Here is an 18,573-nt window from a genome sequence, read left to right as displayed (position 1 = left end):
CGTTGAAGGAGACGAAGTCAGCACTTCAGACACGCTCAAAAACAGCAAATTGATTGATGAACTAGAAGGAGCTTGAAGCAGCTATGTTGCAAATAATTAAAGCAAGATGGATTGTATTAATGGTGTGGATGATAACAGCTGTGATTCTGTTTATTACTGCGCCCAATTTAGAGGAATTAACAAGAGAAAAAGGGCAGTTAAAGGTTCCAGAGGGGACACCAACAGCTGAGGCACTTCACTTATTGGATAAGCTTTCAGATCATAATGGGAAAAAAGATACTGGTGTGATTGTATTCTCCGAACAACATTTGTTCCCTGCCAAAGAGCAGGAATTAAAAAAGGCTTTAGCTGCACTCATGACACATGCCCCAGAACTCCACATTGACGGAATTACTTCGTATTTTCATGTAGAACGTGACATTCAAAAACAACTTTTATCAAAGGATAAAAGTACACTTCTTGTTCCATTCAAATTCGACCACTACGAAACAAAAGCTGTGAAGGTTAAAGAACGAATTGAGGAAGTTTTAAAGCCCTACAACGTCTCATATGAAATGACAGGTCAAAAATTTGTGGACTCAGATGTCATTAAAAGCTCTCAACAAGGTCTGAAGAAAACTGAACTTATTACGATGATTTTTATTTTCTTTATTTTAATAATTGTATTCAGATCGATACTGGCACCTGTTGTTCCGCTTATTACGATTGGCATTTCTTATGCTGTCAGCCGGTGTATTGTGGCTTTTCTCGTAGAATATACACCATTTCCTCTGTCTAATTTCACTCAGATTTTTATGGTAGCTATTATGTTCGGTATAGGAACGGATTATTGTATATTACTTTTAAGCCGTTTTAAAGAGGAGATTGGTCAGGGGCGTGATGTCAAAGAATCAATTATCATCACGTATCAATGTGCAGGGAAAACGGTCTTTTTCAGCGGCTTAGCTGTGTTAGTCGGCTTCTCAAGTATTGGTTTCGCAAAATTCCAATTGTACCAATCAGCCGTCAGCGTTGCCGTAGGCGTTGGCATTCTGCTCATTGCACTTGTCACAATCGTTCCCTTTTTTATGTCGGTTTTCGGAAAATCCCTTTTTTGGCCGTCTAAAAGAGAAAACATTCGTCATCCACAAAGTAAGATTTGGGAATGGGCTGGGCGCTTTTCATTTAAAAGACCGCTCATCAGCTTAGGGGTAGTTGCACTCATCACTGTTCCTCCAATTCTGATGTATGACGGCACTCTTTCTTATAATAGTTTAAATGAGATTGGGACAAAGTATGAGTCAGTGTCTGCATTTAATACGATATCTGAGCAATTTGGCTTTGGTGAAGCGCTGCCGCTGAATGTGCTTGTCGAAAGTGACAATGAGCTCGATAATCAAGAAAAGATCGTCATGATTGAAAAACTGACCCGTAAGTTAAGTGACATTGAGGAAGTAAAAGCGGTTCGCAGTGTCACTCGCCCAGTTGGAGACGGGTTAAGTCAGCTCTACGTTACCTCTCAAGCGAAAGAGCTGGGAGGAGAGCTTGGGAAAGGTCATGAGGGCATCGGGAAAATTACAGATGGCTTGACCGAAACAAACTTAGCACTTCTCAAACAAAAACCAAAAATTGAAGAATCCGCTAAAGGGATTGATCAATTGATTGATGGGACAAAAGCCATCAAAGGCGGGATCGGAGAAGTGAGGAAATCACTCATTTCTTTAGAGGATGGTGTGAGGCGCAGTAAAGAGGGCGTAGGAACCATTCGCACTGAAATCAAACAAGCGAAAAAAGAATTAGAGCAAGAATACCGCAGAAGTGAAACCATGATCCAAGATCTTGAACGAGTCGTAAGCACACTCGAAGGTCACGCAACATCAAATGAGCAACTGATGACAACGATTAAGAAAGTGAAACAATCCTATGAAAACGTATCATTTGAAGGACTTGAAAACCGGCTTCCAGAAATCAAAGATATGAATGAATATAAAGAAATCAAAAAAGTATTCAAAGACACAAAAGGAATGCTCGATCAAGCTGGAGAGCAAATGAGCGTCTATGAAGAGGAAGCGTCTGCCTTTAAACAAAAGATCAAGAAAGCAGATCAAGTCATTCAAACGTTCTCAAGCAAGCAAAAAGAAATCAAACAACAAGTAAAGGCGCTGATGACAGGTCTAGATCAAATTTATGATGGTCTTGATGAAACGAATAAAGGACAAAAACAGCTCATCAAAGAAATGCCTAAAATTGAAGATGGCGCAGATCAGCTGACTGATGGCCAAAAAGCCGTGAAAAAAGGGTTTAACCAGCTATCATCTAAACTCTCACTATTAACAGATGGATTAGATGAAAGTATTTCCGGACTTGAGCAAGTAAAAAGCGGCTTTACCGAGGCGGACAGCTATTTAAAACAACTTCAGGAAGCACCAGATGAAGAAGTAACGGGCTGGTTTATACCAGAAGAAGTACTGAAACGCCATGAATTTAAGAAAATATTTAATACGTATATGTCCCCAGATCGTAAATTAACAACCTTTGAAGTGATTTTAAATGTAAATCCATACAGCAATGAAGCAATGAAAGGTGTAGCAAAAATTGAAGAAACCCTTGATCAATATTTACCTGTAAGTGGTTTGAAAAACGCCAACTACGGTGTATCTGGTATCTCCAGTTTAAATGTTGACTTAAAAGAAACGTCAGACGGTGACTTTATCAGAACGGTTATTTTCATGTTAATTGGTATCTTTATTATTTTAGTTATATTATTAAGGTCAATCGTCATGCCGATATACTTAACACTGTCACTCATATTAACGTATTTTACATCCATTGGCTTAACAGAATGGATTTTCAAAACATTCTTTGGCTACGATGGTGTCAGCTGGGCTGTTCCATTTTTCAGCTTTGTGATCCTTGTGACCCTCGGCATTGATTATTCGATCTTCCTCATGGATCGTTTTAATGAATGGAAGGGAGAGCATGTTCAAGCATCCATGATATCAGCGATGAGAAATATGGGGTCGGTCATTATTTCAGCAGTTGCTATTTTAGCGGGTACTTTTGCTGCGATGCTGCCCTCGGGTGTATTATCATTAGTTGAAATTGCAACGGTCGTACTCATTGGACTTTTATTATATGCTTTTGTTGTTCTACCACTCTTTATCCCGGTCATGGTTCGCATCTTTGGAAAATGGAATTGGTGGCCGTTTAGAATGAAATAACAACTTGCGTCTCTGCTTTTAGCAGAGGCGTTTTTATTTCCTATCCTTTCCTCTGATTGATATAATGACTATTAAATGGCTGTTTCACGTATATATCAGCTATGTTCTAATACATAATAAATAGGATGAACAAAGGAGGTTTCTCATGACGTACTTACAAGAGAAGACATTTGATACACCTGGTCTTCATACTCATATTGTCAAAACAGAAAAATTTAAAACCGTGACGATCCTTTTTAAAATGCTTGCGCCTTTATCCAAAGATGACGTCACCATGCGTTCTCTTTTCCCGCATGTGCTTTTAAGAGGAACAGAAAAAATGCCGAAAACGGGAGAGCTTCGTGCTTATTTCGACGAGCTCTATGGGGCGACCGTTTCCGCAGACATGGCGAAAAAAGGTGAAAATCACATCATTACGTTCCGTCTAGAAATGGCGAATGAAAAATATTTAAAGGAACAAACCCCTTTACTAGAAAAAGGGATTGCCTTACTTTCTGAACTATTATTTTACCCGTACGTGGAAAACGGGGTATTTCATGAATTGTACGTTGAGCAAGAAAAACGAACATTGAAACAGCGCATTCAAGCCGTTTATGATGACAAAATGCGCTATTCAAACTTAAGACTTGTGCAGGAAATGTGTAAAGGTGAGCCATATGCACTGCACGTCAATGGTGAAATGGAAGACGTCGAAGCGATTACGTCAGAAGCGCTCTTTAAAGCATACGAGCATGCACTTCAGTCCAACCAGCTGGATCTCTATGTTGTGGGAGACGTTGATGAACAAGATATTAATCGAATGGTCTCGCAATACTTTAAAGCAAGTGAAAGAGAGCCGGTCAAACAAAATACCGAATCATCAAGATCACAAATAGAGACAAAAGAAGTCATTGATGAAGAGGACGTAAAACAAGGAAAGCTGAACATTGGCTTTCGCACACATACAACGATAGCGGATGAAGATTATCCGGCGCTGCATTTGTTTAATGGCATATTCGGCGGCTTCTCTCATTCAAAGCTATTTATCAATGTGCGGGAAAAAGCAAGTCTTGCGTACTATGCTGTTTCTAGACTTGAGAGCTTTAAAGGTTTGATGATGGTCATGTCAGGAATTGAAGTCGGCAACTATCAGCAGGCAGTAGACATCATCAAAGAACAATTTGATGCCATGCAAAAAGGCGATTTTTCTGATGAAGCAATTGAACAGACAAAGGCTGTCGTCAAAAACCAGTTGCTCGAAACAATTGATACGTCTTATGGAACAGCGGAATACTTATATCAGCATGCCGTCGTGCCAACAGGGGAGAGCCTCGATTCCTTTTTAGATGCGTTAGACAGAGTGACAAAAGAGGACATCATCAAAGTGGGTCAAAAAATCGAATGGGATACGACCTATTTTCTTAAAGGAACGGAGGGTGCTTCATGACAGTGAAAACAATTCAATTCGATCAGCTGCAAGAGACGGTGTATCACGAAAAAATGGACAGCGGACTAGACGTCTATGTGCTGCCAAAGCAAGGGTTTAACAAAACATATGCAACCTTCACAACAAAATATGGCTCTGTCGACAATGAATTTGTTCCGCTTGGCAAAGAAGACATGATCCGAGTGCCTGATGGAATTGCCCATTTCTTAGAGCATAAGCTGTTTGAAAAAGAAGATGGTGATGTGTTTCATACATTTAGTAAACAGGGAGCAGCCGCAAACGCATTTACGACGTTTACGAGAACGGCATACTTATTTTCAAGCACGGCCAATGTCGAACAGAATCTTGAAACACTCATTGATTTTGTGCAAGAGCCTTATTTTACTGAAAAAACGGTCGAAAAAGAAAAAGGCATCATTGGTCAAGAAATCAACATGTATGATGACAATCCAGATTGGCGTTTATTCTTTGGTCTGATCGAAAACCTCTATCAAGAGCACCCAGTGAGAATTGATATTGCTGGAACCGTTGAAAGCATTGCGCCAATTACGAAAGACCATTTATATGAATGCTATGAAACGTTCTATCACCCAAGCAATATGCTTCTTTTTGTAGTGGGTCCTGTTGATCCGGCGCAAATTTTAGACCAAGTAAGAGCGAATCAGGCAAAAAAACCATTTACCGATCAGCCGGATATTCAGCGGAAAGAGATCAATGAACCTGATCGTGTATACCGAAAAGAATACGAACTGAAAATGAATGTACAAGGCTCTAAATGTATGTTTGGTTTGAAAACGAAAAACCCGCATAAAAAAGGAAAACAGCTCCTCAAACATGAGCTTGGCATGAATCTTATTTTAGAGACATTGTTTGGTAAAAGTTCTCTGCAATATGAGCGTATGTATGAAAAAGGCTTGATTGATGAGACATTCAGTTACGATTATACGGAAGAAGGCGGTTTTGGCTTCACTTCAGTTGGCGGAGACACAAATGACCCTGATCAACTCGCAGATGAATTAAAAGAAACGCTTCTTCAAGCAAAAAGCCTGATCACAGAAGAAAAGATTGAACTTGCTCGCAAGAAAAAAATTGGCAGCTTTTTAAAAGCGATGAACTCCCCGGAGTACATCGCCAATCAATTCACTCGATACGCATTCTTAGAAATGAGCTTATTTGATGTCGTGCCAGTACTGGAGCAAATCCAATTAACAGATATTCAGGCAATCTTAGACGAAGAAATTGATGAAGAAAGAATGTCAGTTTTCAAAGTCGTGCCGAAAGCAAAATAAATGAAAAAAAGACAAACTCAACGTATAAGAGTTTGTCTTTTTTGTGTCCAGCTAAAGAAAGCGCTTTATATGCGAAGATATTGATTGACAATTGTTTTAGGTGTTAGTTAAACTCTTTAATAGTTAAACAATCAAACTAAAGGAGCAGCATATGGTACAAAATAAAATTGCCCAGCTCATCCAGAGATATGCGGACGTCTATCTCATGATGGAGAAAAAAGTATCGAGTATGATCACGGAAAAGCTCGATAAAGAACTGACACTTGATCAATATTACTCGCTTCGATACATCAATTTACACCCAGGATGTACATCAACAGACCTTGCCATCGAATGTAATGTCAACAAAAGTGCTGTGACATCCATGACCAATCGTCTTTTTAATAAAGATTATATTTATCGTGAGCATGATCAAGCTGACCGAAGAAACGTTCATCTCTATGTGACGCCCGAAGGAAAAGACGTGGTCAGCCGAATGGAAAAGCAGCTTCAGGATCTTGTTCGGTCATATTTAGAAAAGTTTGATGAAAAAGAAATCGAATCATTTATTCAAACATATGAAAAGATTTATCAGATTATCATCGAAGAGGAGGCACAACATAGTAATGAGAGCAATCATAAAGGGTAGATGGCTGATCACGATCCTTTGGGTCGTACTAGCGGCTGTATTATTAATCACCGCTCCTAATATGGCGCAATTAACAAAAGAAAAAGGGCAGATTTCTGTTCCAGATGGTTATCCTTCTTCTTACGCCGATCAATTATTAAAGAACATGTCTGAAAATGGTGATACGGAAAAATCGATCGTCATTGTCTTTCAAGGAAAGGATATCGTTAAAGAAAGCGAAGCCTCTTTAAAGAAAGCGATGGAGATTTTAGAAAAGGATCAAGATCTCCATGTTGAAGACATCACTTCTTATTTTGATGCAAACAAAGATATTAAAAAACAGATGCTCTCTAAAGATCAAACAACACTTCTTGTTCCAGTTACATACGACTCGAACAAAATCAAAGCATCCGATTTTAAAGAAAGAGTCAATGAAAAGCTTAAGAGCCTGAACCTGAAATTTGAAATGACAGGGCAGCCGCTAATCGACGATGATGTCATCACAAGCTCACAAGAAGGTCTGAAAAAAACAGAATTCATTACAATTGGGTTTATTTTAATTGTTCTTGTGCTTGTCTTTAGATCCGCCGTGGCACCGTTCGTTCCTTTAGTGGCCGTGGCGCTTTCCTATTTGGTCAGCCAATCCATTGTGGCTTACCTAGTAAAGTATGTTGATTTTCCGCTCTCGACCTTTACCCAAATTTTTATGGTCGCCATCATGTTTGGGATTGGAACCGACTACTGCATCCTGTTGCTAAGCCGGTTTAAAGAAGAACTATCTCACGGAAAAGATAAGATTGAGGCGATTATTACAACATATAAGACGGCAGGTAAAACCGTTTTATTCAGCGGAATTGCTGTCCTCATTGGTTTTACGTGTATCGGTTTAGCCCAGTTCCAACTGTATAAATCAGCTGTCGCCGTGGCGGTTGGTGTCGCCGTGTTAATTGTGGCACTGCTCACTGTCGTTCCATTCTTTATGGCGGTTTTAGGAAAAGTGTTATTTTGGCCGATCAAAGGCGATATTGCACACCCGCAATCGAAAATGTGGGAAACAGCCGGTCGTTTTTCATTTAAGAAACCACTTCTCAGCTTGCTAATCGTTGCAATTATTACCCTTCCAGCGATTCTTATGTATAAAGGAACACTTTCATATAACAACCTAGACGAAATCGGCAATAAATACGAATCCGTCAATGCATTTAATACGATCTCTGACAAATTTGGACCAGGTGAAGCTCTTCCAGCAACTGTTGTCGTGAAATCCTCCGATCTTTTAGACAATAACGAAGGTCTGATTGCTGTTGAAAAACTAAGCCGCGCCATTGAACAAACAGATGGCGTGAGTAAAGTGAGAAGTGCCACTCGTCCTGTTGGTAAAGGGCTGAATGATCTGTACGTGAAATCTCAAGCCAAAGAGCTAAATAGCGGGCTTGATAAAAGTAACGAAGGGTTGAAAAAGATCCAAGATGCTCTTACAACCATGAGTAAATCCATCGAGGATCAAACACCACAAATTCAATCATCTGGAAAAGGCATTAACAAATTGATTTCTGGAACCGAATCCGTAAAATCAGGTATTCAAAACGTCGAAAAATCGATGAGAGAACTGCAAAACGGAATTGATCAAAACAAAAAAGGTGTTTCTGAAATTAAAGAAAGAATAAAGGGTGCGAAAAAAGAATTAACAGATCAAGTCGCACAAGTGAATCAGCAAGTGGCACTGTATAAAAGCATTTCCAAAGAATTAAAAGCCGCACTGGCACAAGTCGATACGTCATCCTCTGCCGCAGCGGATGTGAAAGCTTTGATCAGTCAAGCAAATAAACAGTTCAGTACACTTGAGCAGCAAATTCCGCAAGTGAAAGAAAACCAATCATATCAAGCCATCAAAGCTTCATATAAGGAACTTTCTACTACCTTGCAAGAAGGAGCCAAACAGGCTGACAGCTATGCAAAACAAGCAAAAGAAGCAAAAAAACAGCTTGAAGCAGCAGATGCTTTTATCGCAACAGCTTCAGAGCAGCAAAAAGTGTTTACAAATCAAATTGATGAGCTGATTGCTGGCTTAGAAGCCATTGAAAACGGGCTAGATCAAACGTCTAAAGGCCAAGGACAGTTAGCTGATAGTATGCCTAAACTTGCAAATGGAGCCGGCGACATCATTAATGGTCAAAAACAAATGAAAGAAAAAATTGGCGGCTTTGGTGACGATCTGACCAAGCTGACAGATGGTCTAAACAAAAGTGTCGACGGACTTGAGAAAATTTCAAACGGCTTAATGGGTGCAGGAGACTACTTAGATGAACTGAAAAACGCGCCAGATCAAGACATGGCCGGTTGGTTTATTCCAAAAGATGTCCTAAAAAATAAAGCATTCAAGCAAGTGTTCGATTCCTATATGTCGGATGACCGCAAAATGACAAAGATTGACGTCATTTTAGAAGACAATCCATATGGAAACGACGCCATGAAAACGATTAAACAAGTAGAGGCTTCCGTCAAACGTGCACTTCCTGAAACAAACCTAAAAGATGTTTCATTTGGCGTATCTGGTGTTTCAAGTATGAACGCTGATTTAAAACAGCTGTCAGACCAAGACTTCAATAAGACGGTGCTTTACATGATGATCGGTATTTTCCTGATACTAGTGATTCTGTTCCGTTCTCTCGTGATGCCGCTTTACTTAGTAGGCTCGCTGATTTTAACGTACTTTACCGCCATTGGTGTAACAGAATTTATTTTCACCCATTTCTTCGGATATCCGGGCATCAACTGGGCTGTTCCATTCTTTGGCTTTGTCATCTTAATGGCGCTTGGAGTCGATTATTCGATTTTCTTAATGGAACGGTTCAATGAATACAAAACAAAAGACATCCAGTTTGCCATGACTGAATCAATGAAAAATATGGGATCTGTTATTATGTCTGCTGCCGTCATTTTGGCAGGAACATTTGCAGCGATGCTGCCATCAGGTGTATTGTCACTCTTACAAATTGCAACACTTGTTCTAACTGGACTTTTATTGTATGCACTCGTTGTGCTACCATTGTTCGTACCTGTGATGGTCAAATTGTTCGGATCAGCGAATTGGTTCCCATTTAAACGAAAAGAATAAGGATTCCATAAAGAAAGTAGGAACAAAGTATGAGTCGTTGGGCACTGATTACTGGTGCCAGTGGCGGAATTGGGCAGGCGACAGCCAAAAAGCTTGCCCAAGAAGGCTGCCATCTGATGCTCCATTATCATCAAAATGAACAAGCGGCTAGTCGTCTTTCCGCCGATCTCAAAGAAACATATCAAGTAGAAACGTACGTCGTTCAAGCTGATTTAGCGAAAACAGGCGGAGCAGCAGAGCTTGTCAGCCGCCTGCCGCTTGATCCAGATATTCTTGTTTTAAATAGCGGAAAGAGTCATGTTGGTTTAGTGACAGATACTGAAAAAGAAGTTCTAGCCAGCATGGTGCAGCTTCATGTGACAAGTCCATATGAGCTTACCCAATCCATTTTGCCTGCCATGATCCAAAAAAAGTCAGGTCATATTATTGCAGTTAGCTCAATATGGGGGGAAACCGGTGCCTCGTGTGAAGTACTGTACAGTATGGTCAAGGGTGCTCAAAATGCCTTCATTAAGGGGCTTGCCAAAGAGCTTGCCCCAAGTGGAATTAGAGCAAATGCAGTCTCACCAGGTGCGGTTCAGACTGATATGATGAAAAGCTTCACACAAGAAGACCTTGCGATGATGGAAGAGGAGATTCCACTCGGCCGTCTTGCTGCACCTGAAGAGATAGCCGATGCCATTTGGTTTCTTGCCTCCAAGCAGTCAAGTTATATCACAGGTCAAATTTTATCTGTGAATGGCGGCTGGTACTGTTAAAAAACGTGTATAATTCGTCTCTCCATGACAAAAGCTATGGCTGTAATTCATCTTTTCGAATGGAGGAATCGACATGTCTGTACTTGAGAGCTGGGACCATTGGAAAAACTTTTTAGGTGACCGTTTAAATCATGCACAGGATAAAGGTTTATCAGATGATACCATCAATAACCTTGCGTATGAAATTGGCGGATACCTGGCTAATGAAGTTGAAGCAAAGAATGAGCAAGAAAGAGTACTTTCTGACCTTTGGAGCGTTGCATCAGAAGATGAGCAGCGTGCCATTGCAAACATGATGGTCAAGCTAGTTGAAAATAATAGCTCGCACTAAACAAACTAAACAAAAAGAGAGGTCGTTTGTGCCTCTCTTTTTATTTTAACCGTTTAGCAACATTGTGCTTTCTAAAAATGTGAAAATGCTTTATGATAAAGGAAGGTAAAAATTTGCCACAATGAAGGGGGTAATATCATTTGGCAAAGCTCGAATGGTATTTTGAATATGAGATACAGGTGAACCGTCCCGGACTTTTAGGAGACATTTCTTCTTTAATGGGGATGCTTTCAATTAATATTGTGACAATTAATGGTGTTGATGTATCAAGACGCGGCATGCTTCTTCGATGTGACCACACAGATCAAATTAAGCGGCTTGAATCAATTTTAAATACAATGGAAACGATAAAAGTAACGAAACTAAGACAGCCAAAACTTCGTGACCGTTTAGCTGTTCGTCATGGAAGATACATTCAGCGTGATGCGGATGACAAAAAGACGTTCCGTTTTGAAAGGGACGAGCTTGGTCTACTTGTCGATTTTATGGCTGAATTATTTAAAAAAGAAGGACATAAATTGATTGGAATTCGCGGCATGCCGCGGGTTGGAAAAACAGAATCAATTGTTGCTTCAAGTGTATGTGCAAGTAAGAGGTGGCTGTTTGTATCGTCGACTCTTTTGAAACAGACCATTCGCAGTCAGCTGATTGCAGATGAATACAGCCCAGATAACGTCTTTATTATTGATGGGATTGTGTCGACAAGAAGAGGTTCTGAAAAGCACTTGCAGCTTTTAAGAGAAATTATGAGACTGCCTGCTACAAAGGTGGTAGAGCATCCAGATATCTTTATTCAAAATTCAGAATATACAATGGATGATTTCGACTACATCATTGAATTGCGTAATAGTGCAGACGAAGAAATTACATACGAGCACGCTGAAGAACCACAAGTGTTTGATCATTCTGGTTTTTCTGGCTTCGATTTTTAATATGGTAATGGTAGGTGTTTGTTTTGACTGAATTGGGAAAACGGCTCGTTGAGGCCAGAGAGGAAAAAGGGATGTCGCTGGAGGATTTGATGGCGGCTACCAAAATCCAAAAGCGCTATTTGCTAGCAATAGAACAAGGAAACTATGATATCATTCCAGGTAAATTTTACGTCAGAGCGTTTATTAAACAATATGCCGAAGCCGTTGGACTGAATCCTGAACAATTGTTCGAAGAGTTTCGTAAAGATGTACCAAGCACGTATAACGATGAAGTGTCTGATAAATTATCAAATATTAAACCGCAACGAGAGCTGCCAAAGCCTGCCTCAAAGGTACTGGAGCTGCTTCCGACGATTTTAATCATTGGAGGGATCCTTGTGGTGATCGCTATCATTTATGTGATCGTTCAAGCGGTTAATCATGATAGCGGACAAAAAAATAATCAGGCGGCTCCTCAGCAATCAGAATCAAAATACGAAGTGTCTAAGGATTCATCGCTTGCAAAGGATCAAAAGAAAAAGGAAAAAGCTTCGTCAGATGATCAAGAAAAATCATCTGAAAAAGACGATTCCTCAAAGGATTCATCTAAAGACGATGAAGATGTTTCTTTGAAGGCGACGAATACAGAGGGTTCTACGACAACGTATGAAGTATCAGGTGCAGAAGAGATGGAGCTAACCATTTCTGCCTCACAAGCTTCATGGCTTCGTGTGAGAGACGAATCTGGAAAAGTGCTGAAGATGGGTGAATTGAAAGATGGCGAATCGTTTAAAACAGACTTGACTGATCTTTCCCAAGTCGATATTCGCTTAGGAAATGCATCGGGAATCGATATTAAAGTCAATGACGAAACGCTGAAGTACGAATTAGACCCTAAAAACACCATGACACAAAACATTGTGATTGTGAATAAAGGAAAGGAAAAGTCATCTTAAGCAAGTAGATGACTTTTCTTTTGTTCCTACTATTATATACATAAAAAATGCCTTATTGGAGGATTGGAATTCATGTTTAACTTACCGAATAAAATTACTCTTTCTAGGATCGCCTTGATTCCTGTGTTTATGTTGATTATGCTTGCTCCATTAGATTGGGGTGTTGCGCGCTTTGGTGACGTCAGCATCGAAGTCACTCACCTTGTTGGAGCGATCTTGTTTATTGTCGCTTCGACAACCGATTGGATTGATGGTTACTATGCACGTAAGCTCAATTTAGTCACAAACTTTGGTAAGTTTTTAGATCCGCTTGCAGATAAATTGCTTGTTTCAGCGGCTTTAATTATACTTGTTCAATACAATCTCACACCGGCATGGATGGCAATTGTAATCATTAGCCGTGAATTTGCTGTAACAGGTCTAAGGCTTGTCTTAGCTGGAGGCGGTGAAGTGGTCGCAGCCAATATGCTTGGAAAAGTGAAGACGTGGGCGCAAATCATTGCGATTTCGGCACTTCTTTTGCATAACCTGCCGTTTGAACTTGTATCATTCCCATTTGGTGATCTTGCTATGTGGGTAGCGGTGTTCTTCACTGTTGTCTCAGGCTGGGATTACTTTGCGAAAAACTGGGAAGCCTTAAAGAATTCTAACTAAAAAGGACGTGTACGCTTTGAAGTCAGAGAGAAAAGCAGAAATTATTGCAGTCGGTTCCGAACTTTTGCTAGGGCAAATTACGAATACGAATGCACAATTCATCAGCAAACAACTAGCTGAAATTGGTGTGAATGTTTATTACCACACAGCTGTTGGTGACAATCCAGAGCGTTTAAAAAGGGCCATTCAAGTGGCACAGGAAAGATCAAATTTTATTATCTTCTCAGGGGGTCTTGGACCAACGAAAGACGATTTAACAAAAGAAACCATTGCGAGTACGCTCGGTAAAGAGCTTGTGCTAAATGAAGAAGCATTTGAGTCTATTCAAGAATACTTCCGTAAAACCGGACGTGATATGTCGCCGAACAACCGTAAACAGGCGCTCGTTCTAGAGGGATCTGATGTGCTCGTAAACCGTTTCGGAATGGCACCTGGCATGTTTATACAAGAGGGAGATACGTTTTACATTCTGCTCCCTGGACCGCCAAGTGAATTGCACCCGATGTTTGAAAACGAAGCGAAGCCGCTTATTTCTGAAAAACTTGGCCTAAAGGAAAAAATCGTGTCTGTAGTCTTGCGTTTCTTTGGCATCGGTGAATCTCAACTGGAAACAGATCTTGAAGATTTAATTGATGCACAGACCAATCCAACGATTGCACCGCTTGCAGCTGACGGGGAAGTGACGCTAAGGCTGACAGCCAAGCATGAGGATGAAAAAGAAACAGAGCGTCTGTTAAAAGAAACAGAAGCACAAATTTTAGAACGGGTCGGCGAGTACTTCTACGGATATGGTGATACATCTCTGGCCTTTGAAGCTTCAAAGGCCTTGCATGAACACGGGAAAACAGTAGCAGCGGCTGAAAGCCTGACTGGTGGTATGTTTTCAGAGTGGCTGACAGATCTCGAAGGGGCATCATCCATTTTAAACGGCAGTGTGGTTTGTTACACAAATCAAGTCAAGCAGCAAGTGCTGGGCTGCCGTGAAGAAACATTGTCTTCTCATGGTGCTGTTAGCAAAGAGTGTGCGTTAGAGCTCGCAGAAGGCGTTAGAAAACTGACGGGAAGCGATATCGGTATTAGCTTTACAGGTGTGGCAGGTCCTGAACCACACGAAGGACAGCCGGTTGGAAAAGTATTTATCGGGCTATCGACAAAAGATCAGACAGACGTGTTTGAATGGATGTTTACTGGCAGCCGATCAGGCATTCGCAAGCGTGCTGTGAAATATGGTTTGCACCACCTTCTCAAATTATTAAAAGAAAGTTAATTTTGTTTTTTATGAGGTTTACTCCTTTATAAAAGAGCGTTTTTTCTAATAGAAACAGCTCTTTTCTTAAATAATCTGCCAAGAAAAAATCGAATATGTGTTCGTTTTTTTCTTGGCAAATGACGTAAAACAAGGTATAGTATAGATAGTGGAATTGATAAAGGAGGAAACAATAGAATGAGTGATCGTCAAGCAGCCTTAGATATGGCTCTTAAACAAATAGAAAAACAGTTTGGTAAAGGCTCTATTATGAAACTAGGAGAGCAAACAGATACACGTATTTCAACAGTACCTAGTGGTTCGTTAGCACTTGATACTGCGCTTGGAATAGGTGGATACCCTCGCGGCCGTATTATTGAAGTATATGGTCCAGAGAGTTCTGGTAAAACGACAGTAGCACTTCATGCGATTGCTGAGGTTCAGCAGCAGGGAGGACAAGCTGCATTTATCGATGCGGAGCATGCGCTAGATCCAGTTTACGCTCAAAAATTAGGTGTCAACATTGATGAGTTATTGCTTTCTCAGCCGGATACAGGAGAACAAGCACTTGAAATTGCAGAAGCACTTGTTCGTAGTGGTGCAGTTGATATTGTTGTCATTGACTCAGTAGCTGCTCTTGTACCAAAAGCAGAGATCGAAGGAGACATGGGAGATTCACACGTTGGTCTTCAAGCACGTTTGATGTCTCAAGCACTTCGTAAACTATCTGGTGCTATCAACAAATCAAAAACAATTGCGATCTTTATTAACCAAATTCGTGAAAAAGTAGGGGTTATGTTTGGTAATCCTGAAACAACGCCTGGTGGACGTGCACTTAAGTTCTATTCATCTGTTCGTTTAGAAGTACGCCGTGCTGAACAGTTGAAACAAGGGAACGACATTATGGGGAACAAAACGAGAATTAAAGTTGTGAAAAACAAAGTGGCACCGCCATTCCGTATTGCCGAAGTAGACATTATGTACGGTGAAGGGATCTCGAAAGAGGGAGAAATCATCGACCTTGGAAGCGAACTAGATATCGTACAAAAGAGCGGGGCTTGGTATTCTTATCAAGAGGAACGTCTTGGACAAGGACGTGAAAATGCGAAGCAATTCCTAAAAGAGAATAAAGACATTCTTCTTATGATTCAAGAGCAGATCAGGGAGCACTACGGTTTGGATACAAACGGAGTGAAATCAACTGACGAAGAAGGACAAGAAGAATTGGAATTGAATGACTAAAAAGACGCTGAAAAGCGTCTTTTTTTTACAATTACATAACAGCTAGCGGGTCAAAAGTTCTGTCTTTGCTTGAAATAACGACTTACGCCTTAGTCTGACTAGCTTGACAAGTATTTCCGACACAATTACAATGGGAATGTATCACTTGTTTTTCTTAACATGATTGATAACTAATTTAAACTTGACAAGGGCAGTGAGGATCTCATTCCCTGTGAAGGCCCTGTATGTTGAGACACAAAACAATGTACATGCCGACACTTTATTTGTAAAACCAAGTTCATAGCAAGAGGAGGTGAAAATATGTCGCCTACGATGTTTACGATCATCTCCATTTTGCTGAGCCTAATCTGTTTAGTTGTTGGCTACTTTGTTCGTAAAACCATTGCAGAAGCAAAAATATCCGGCGCAAGAAACATGGCCGAACAAATTGTTGAGGATGCAAAGCGTGATGCGGAAGCATTGAAGAAAGAAGCGCTCTTAGAAGCGAAAGATGAAATTCATTCGTTTCGTGTAGAGGCGGAGCAAGAAGTTCGTGAAAGACGTAATGAGCTTCAAAGACAAGAAAACCGTTTACTTCAAAAAGAGGAAAACCTTGATCGCAAGGACGAATCTTTAGATAAACGGGAGTCCCTGTTGGAGAAGAGAGATCATTCTCTGAATGAACGACAACAACATATTGAAGAGATGGAAAGCAAAGTGGATGATATGATTCGTTTGCAGAAAGCTGAGTTGGAGCGTATTTCTAGTCTAACTCGAGATGAAGCGAAACAAATCATTCTGGATCAAGTTGAAAATGAGCTTTCCCACGACATTGCAGTCATGACGAAAGAATCTGAAAACCGGGCGAAAGAAGAGGCTGATAAAAAAGCGAAAAACATTCTTTCACTTGCGTTACAGCGTTGTGCAGCTGATCATGTAGCTGAAACAACAGTATCTGTAGTCAATCTTCCAAATGATGAGATGAAAGGTCGTATTATCGGACGTGAAGGACGAAATATCCGTACGTTAGAAACGTTAACAGGTATTGACCTGATCATTGATGATACACCTGAAGCTGTCATCTTATCGGGCTTTGATCCGATAAGACGTGAAACAGCGAGGATAGCTCTGGACAAGCTAGTCCAGGATGGACGTATTCATCCTGCACGAATTGAAGAAATGGTGGAAAAATCACGCCGTGAAGTCGATGATTATATCCGCGAGATGGGTGAGCAAACGACATTTGAAGTCGGAGTTCACGGTTTGCATCCGGATCTCATCAAAATTCTCGGTCGCTTAAAATTCCGTACTAGTTATGGACAAAATGTCCTGAAGCATTCAATTGAGGTTGCACATCTTGCAGGTCTCATGGCTTCAGAGCTTGGAGAAGATGCAAAGCTTGCAAAACGAGCAGGTCTTCTGCATGACATTGGAAAAGCCATTGATCATGAAGTAGAAGGAAGCCACGTGGAAATTGGCGTTGAGCTTGCGACGAAATATAAAGAGCATCCTGTTGTCATCAACAGTATTGCATCTCACCATGGTGACCAAGAACCGACATCTATTATCGCTGTTCTTGTTGCGGCAGCCGATGCATTATCTGCAGCACGCCCTGGTGCAAGAAGTGAGACGCTTGAAAATTACATTCGGAGACTTGAGAAATTAGAAGACATCTCTGAATCTTATGAAGGTGTTGAAAAATCGTTTGCGATACAAGCTGGACGTGAAGTGCGTATTATGGTGAAGCCAGATTCAATTAATGATCTTGAAGCTCACCGTCTAGCAAGGGATATTCGTAAGCGGATTGAGGACGAGCTCGATTACCCTGGTCACATTAAAGTGACAGTTATTCGAGAAACTCGCGCAGTAGAGTATGCAAAATAGAGCGGTGCGCTTAGCGCCGCTTTATTTTTTTGTGTAAATATGCAACACTGATAAGAAGATCATTTTATAAGAGAAAGGGTTCAAAACGTATGAAAATATTATTTGTTGGAGATATCGTTGGTTCACCTGGCAGAGATACACTGAAAGAATACTTGCCAAAGCTAAAGAAAAAATATCAGCCACACTTTACGATTGTCAATGGAGAAAATGCGGCTCATGGGAAAGGTCTTACTGAAAAAATCTATCATGAGCTGCTTCAAGCTGGGGCTGATGTGCTCACGATGGGGAACCATACATGGGATAAAAGAGACATTTTCGATTTCATCGATGATGCACCCCATATTGTTCGTCCGGCAAACTTCCCGCAAGGTACACCAGGGAAAGGGCTTACTTTTATTAAAAAACAAGGTAAAGAACTAGCTGTCATCAACTTGCAAGGCCGCACATTTTTACCTCCGATTGACTGCCCATTTCAAAAAGTAGATGAGCTCATAGCAGAAGCTTCAAAACGTACACCGTTTATTTTTATTGATTTTCATGGTGAAGCCACAAGTGAAAAGCAAGCAATGGGTTGGTATACAGATGGCCGTGCATCATGTGTCGTTGGAACACATACACATGTTCAAACAGCAGATAACCGTGTATTGCCAAAAGGAACTGCTTATATTTCGGATGTTGGCATGACTGGTCCTTATGACGGTATTTTAGGTGTTGATCGGGAAACGATTATTAAACGATTTAAAACGAGCCTCCCTGTCCGTTTTGAAATTGCAGAAGGCCGCACGACATTAAGTGCAGTGATCGTAGAAATTGACGAATCGTCGAAAAAAGCTGTCAAAATTGATCGAATTTTGATAAATGATGACCATATTTTCTTTGAATAAATATTCACATATTTATTTCAGAAAAATATTAATCAGAAAGAAGGAATATGCGCCCTCTATCGTGAATATAGTAAAAATGGTAGGTAGC

General features: G+C 40.6%; 14 protein-coding genes. All 14 read left to right on the top strand.

What is annotated here, in order from left to right:
- Nucleotides 1-83: 83 nt before the first annotated feature.
- Complete coding sequence (locus FXF70_RS13325) at nt 84-3,200, top strand: MMPL family transporter (protein WP_035392025.1); 3,117 nt, start codon at nt 84-86, stop codon at nt 3,198-3,200.
- A 145-nt stretch (nt 3,201-3,345) separates the two neighbouring features.
- On the top strand, nt 3,346-4,626 hold the full coding sequence (gene yfmF / locus FXF70_RS13320; protein WP_017367271.1) for an EF-P 5-aminopentanol modification-associated protein YfmF: 1,281 nt from the start codon (nt 3,346-3,348) through the stop codon (nt 4,624-4,626).
- Nucleotides 4,623-5,915: an EF-P 5-aminopentanol modification-associated protein YfmH gene (gene yfmH / locus FXF70_RS13315; protein ID WP_007499495.1), complete on the top strand. Its 1,293-nt coding sequence runs from the start codon at nt 4,623-4,625 to the stop codon at nt 5,913-5,915. The genes yfmF and yfmH overlap by 4 nt, the downstream gene beginning before the upstream one ends.
- Before the next feature lie 151 nt (nt 5,916-6,066).
- Nucleotides 6,067-6,543, top strand: a complete 477-nt coding sequence (locus FXF70_RS13310; RefSeq protein ID WP_007499493.1) for a MarR family winged helix-turn-helix transcriptional regulator — start codon at nt 6,067-6,069, stop codon at nt 6,541-6,543.
- A complete protein-coding gene (locus FXF70_RS13305; protein WP_148780392.1) occupies nt 6,521-9,640 on the top strand; it encodes an MMPL family transporter in 3,120 nt (1,039 codons plus the stop codon). Before FXF70_RS13310 ends, FXF70_RS13305 begins: the two co-directional genes overlap by 23 nt.
- 29 nt (nt 9,641-9,669) lie before the next feature.
- The gene (gene ymfI, locus FXF70_RS13300) at nt 9,670-10,398 is read left to right on the top strand and encodes an elongation factor P 5-aminopentanone reductase (protein WP_060832336.1); all 729 of its coding nucleotides are present in this window, start codon (nt 9,670-9,672) and stop codon (nt 10,396-10,398) included.
- Between the two features lie 73 nt (nt 10,399-10,471).
- Nucleotides 10,472-10,729, top strand: a complete 258-nt coding sequence (locus FXF70_RS13295; protein ID WP_008344693.1) for a DUF3243 domain-containing protein — start codon at nt 10,472-10,474, stop codon at nt 10,727-10,729.
- A 140-nt stretch (nt 10,730-10,869) separates the two neighbouring features.
- Nucleotides 10,870-11,661 carry a DUF3388 domain-containing protein gene (locus tag FXF70_RS13290; RefSeq protein WP_003211480.1) on the top strand — a complete coding sequence of 264 codons (792 nt, stop codon included), beginning with the start codon at nt 10,870-10,872 and terminating at the stop codon, nt 11,659-11,661.
- A gap of 23 nt (nt 11,662-11,684) precedes the next feature.
- A complete protein-coding gene (locus tag FXF70_RS13285) occupies nt 11,685-12,596 on the top strand; it encodes a helix-turn-helix domain-containing protein (protein WP_008344690.1) in 912 nt (303 codons plus the stop codon).
- Between the two features lie 72 nt (nt 12,597-12,668).
- Nucleotides 12,669-13,250: a CDP-diacylglycerol--glycerol-3-phosphate 3-phosphatidyltransferase gene (gene pgsA / locus FXF70_RS13280; protein ID WP_008344688.1), complete on the top strand. Its 582-nt coding sequence runs from the start codon at nt 12,669-12,671 to the stop codon at nt 13,248-13,250.
- 16 nt (nt 13,251-13,266) lie between these two features.
- A complete protein-coding gene (locus tag FXF70_RS13275; protein ID WP_007499480.1) occupies nt 13,267-14,517 on the top strand; it encodes a competence/damage-inducible protein A in 1,251 nt (416 codons plus the stop codon).
- A gap of 177 nt (nt 14,518-14,694) precedes the next feature.
- Nucleotides 14,695-15,738 (top strand): recombinase RecA, encoded by a 1,044-nt coding sequence (gene recA / locus FXF70_RS13270; RefSeq protein WP_007499478.1) that lies wholly within the window; start codon nt 14,695-14,697, stop codon nt 15,736-15,738.
- A 300-nt stretch (nt 15,739-16,038) separates the two neighbouring features.
- On the top strand, nt 16,039-17,601 hold the full coding sequence (rny, locus tag FXF70_RS13265; protein ID WP_003211958.1) for a ribonuclease Y: 1,563 nt from the start codon (nt 16,039-16,041) through the stop codon (nt 17,599-17,601).
- Nucleotides 17,602-17,690: 89 nt separating this feature from the next.
- Nucleotides 17,691-18,485, top strand: coding sequence for a TIGR00282 family metallophosphoesterase (locus FXF70_RS13260; protein WP_008344680.1), 795 nt, complete (start codon nt 17,691-17,693; stop codon nt 18,483-18,485).
- Nucleotides 18,486-18,573 lie beyond the last annotated feature (88 nt).

It is taken from the genome of Bacillus sp. Y3 (assembly GCF_008123875.1).
Classification (GTDB): domain Bacteria; phylum Bacillota; class Bacilli; order Bacillales; family Bacillaceae; genus Bacillus; species Bacillus altitudinis.
The sequence above is the reverse complement of the archived record's forward strand: the minus strand, read 5'-3'. Positions and strand labels throughout refer to the sequence as shown.

Excerpts from the sequence above, each read along its gene's own strand:
- yfmH (WP_007499495.1), top strand. The coding sequence starts at position 4,623 with ATGACAGTGAAAACAATTCAATTCGATCAGCTGCAAGAGACGGTGTAT.
- FXF70_RS13260 (WP_008344680.1), top strand. The coding sequence starts at position 17,691 with ATGAAAATATTATTTGTTGGAGATATCGTTGGTTCACCTGGCAGAGAT.
- ymfI (WP_060832336.1), top strand. The coding sequence starts at position 9,670 with ATGAGTCGTTGGGCACTGATTACTGGTGCCAGTGGCGGAATTGGGCAG.
- recA (WP_007499478.1), top strand. The coding sequence starts at position 14,695 with ATGAGTGATCGTCAAGCAGCCTTAGATATGGCTCTTAAACAAATAGAA.
- FXF70_RS13295 (WP_008344693.1), top strand. The coding sequence starts at position 10,472 with ATGTCTGTACTTGAGAGCTGGGACCATTGGAAAAACTTTTTAGGTGAC.
- FXF70_RS13305 (WP_148780392.1), top strand. The coding sequence starts at position 6,521 with ATGAGAGCAATCATAAAGGGTAGATGGCTGATCACGATCCTTTGGGTC.
- pgsA (WP_008344688.1), top strand. The coding sequence starts at position 12,669 with ATGTTTAACTTACCGAATAAAATTACTCTTTCTAGGATCGCCTTGATT.
- yfmF (WP_017367271.1), top strand. The coding sequence starts at position 3,346 with ATGACGTACTTACAAGAGAAGACATTTGATACACCTGGTCTTCATACT.
- FXF70_RS13325 (WP_035392025.1), top strand. The coding sequence starts at position 84 with ATGTTGCAAATAATTAAAGCAAGATGGATTGTATTAATGGTGTGGATG.
- rny (WP_003211958.1), top strand. The coding sequence starts at position 16,039 with ATGTCGCCTACGATGTTTACGATCATCTCCATTTTGCTGAGCCTAATC.
- FXF70_RS13310 (WP_007499493.1), top strand. The coding sequence starts at position 6,067 with ATGGTACAAAATAAAATTGCCCAGCTCATCCAGAGATATGCGGACGTC.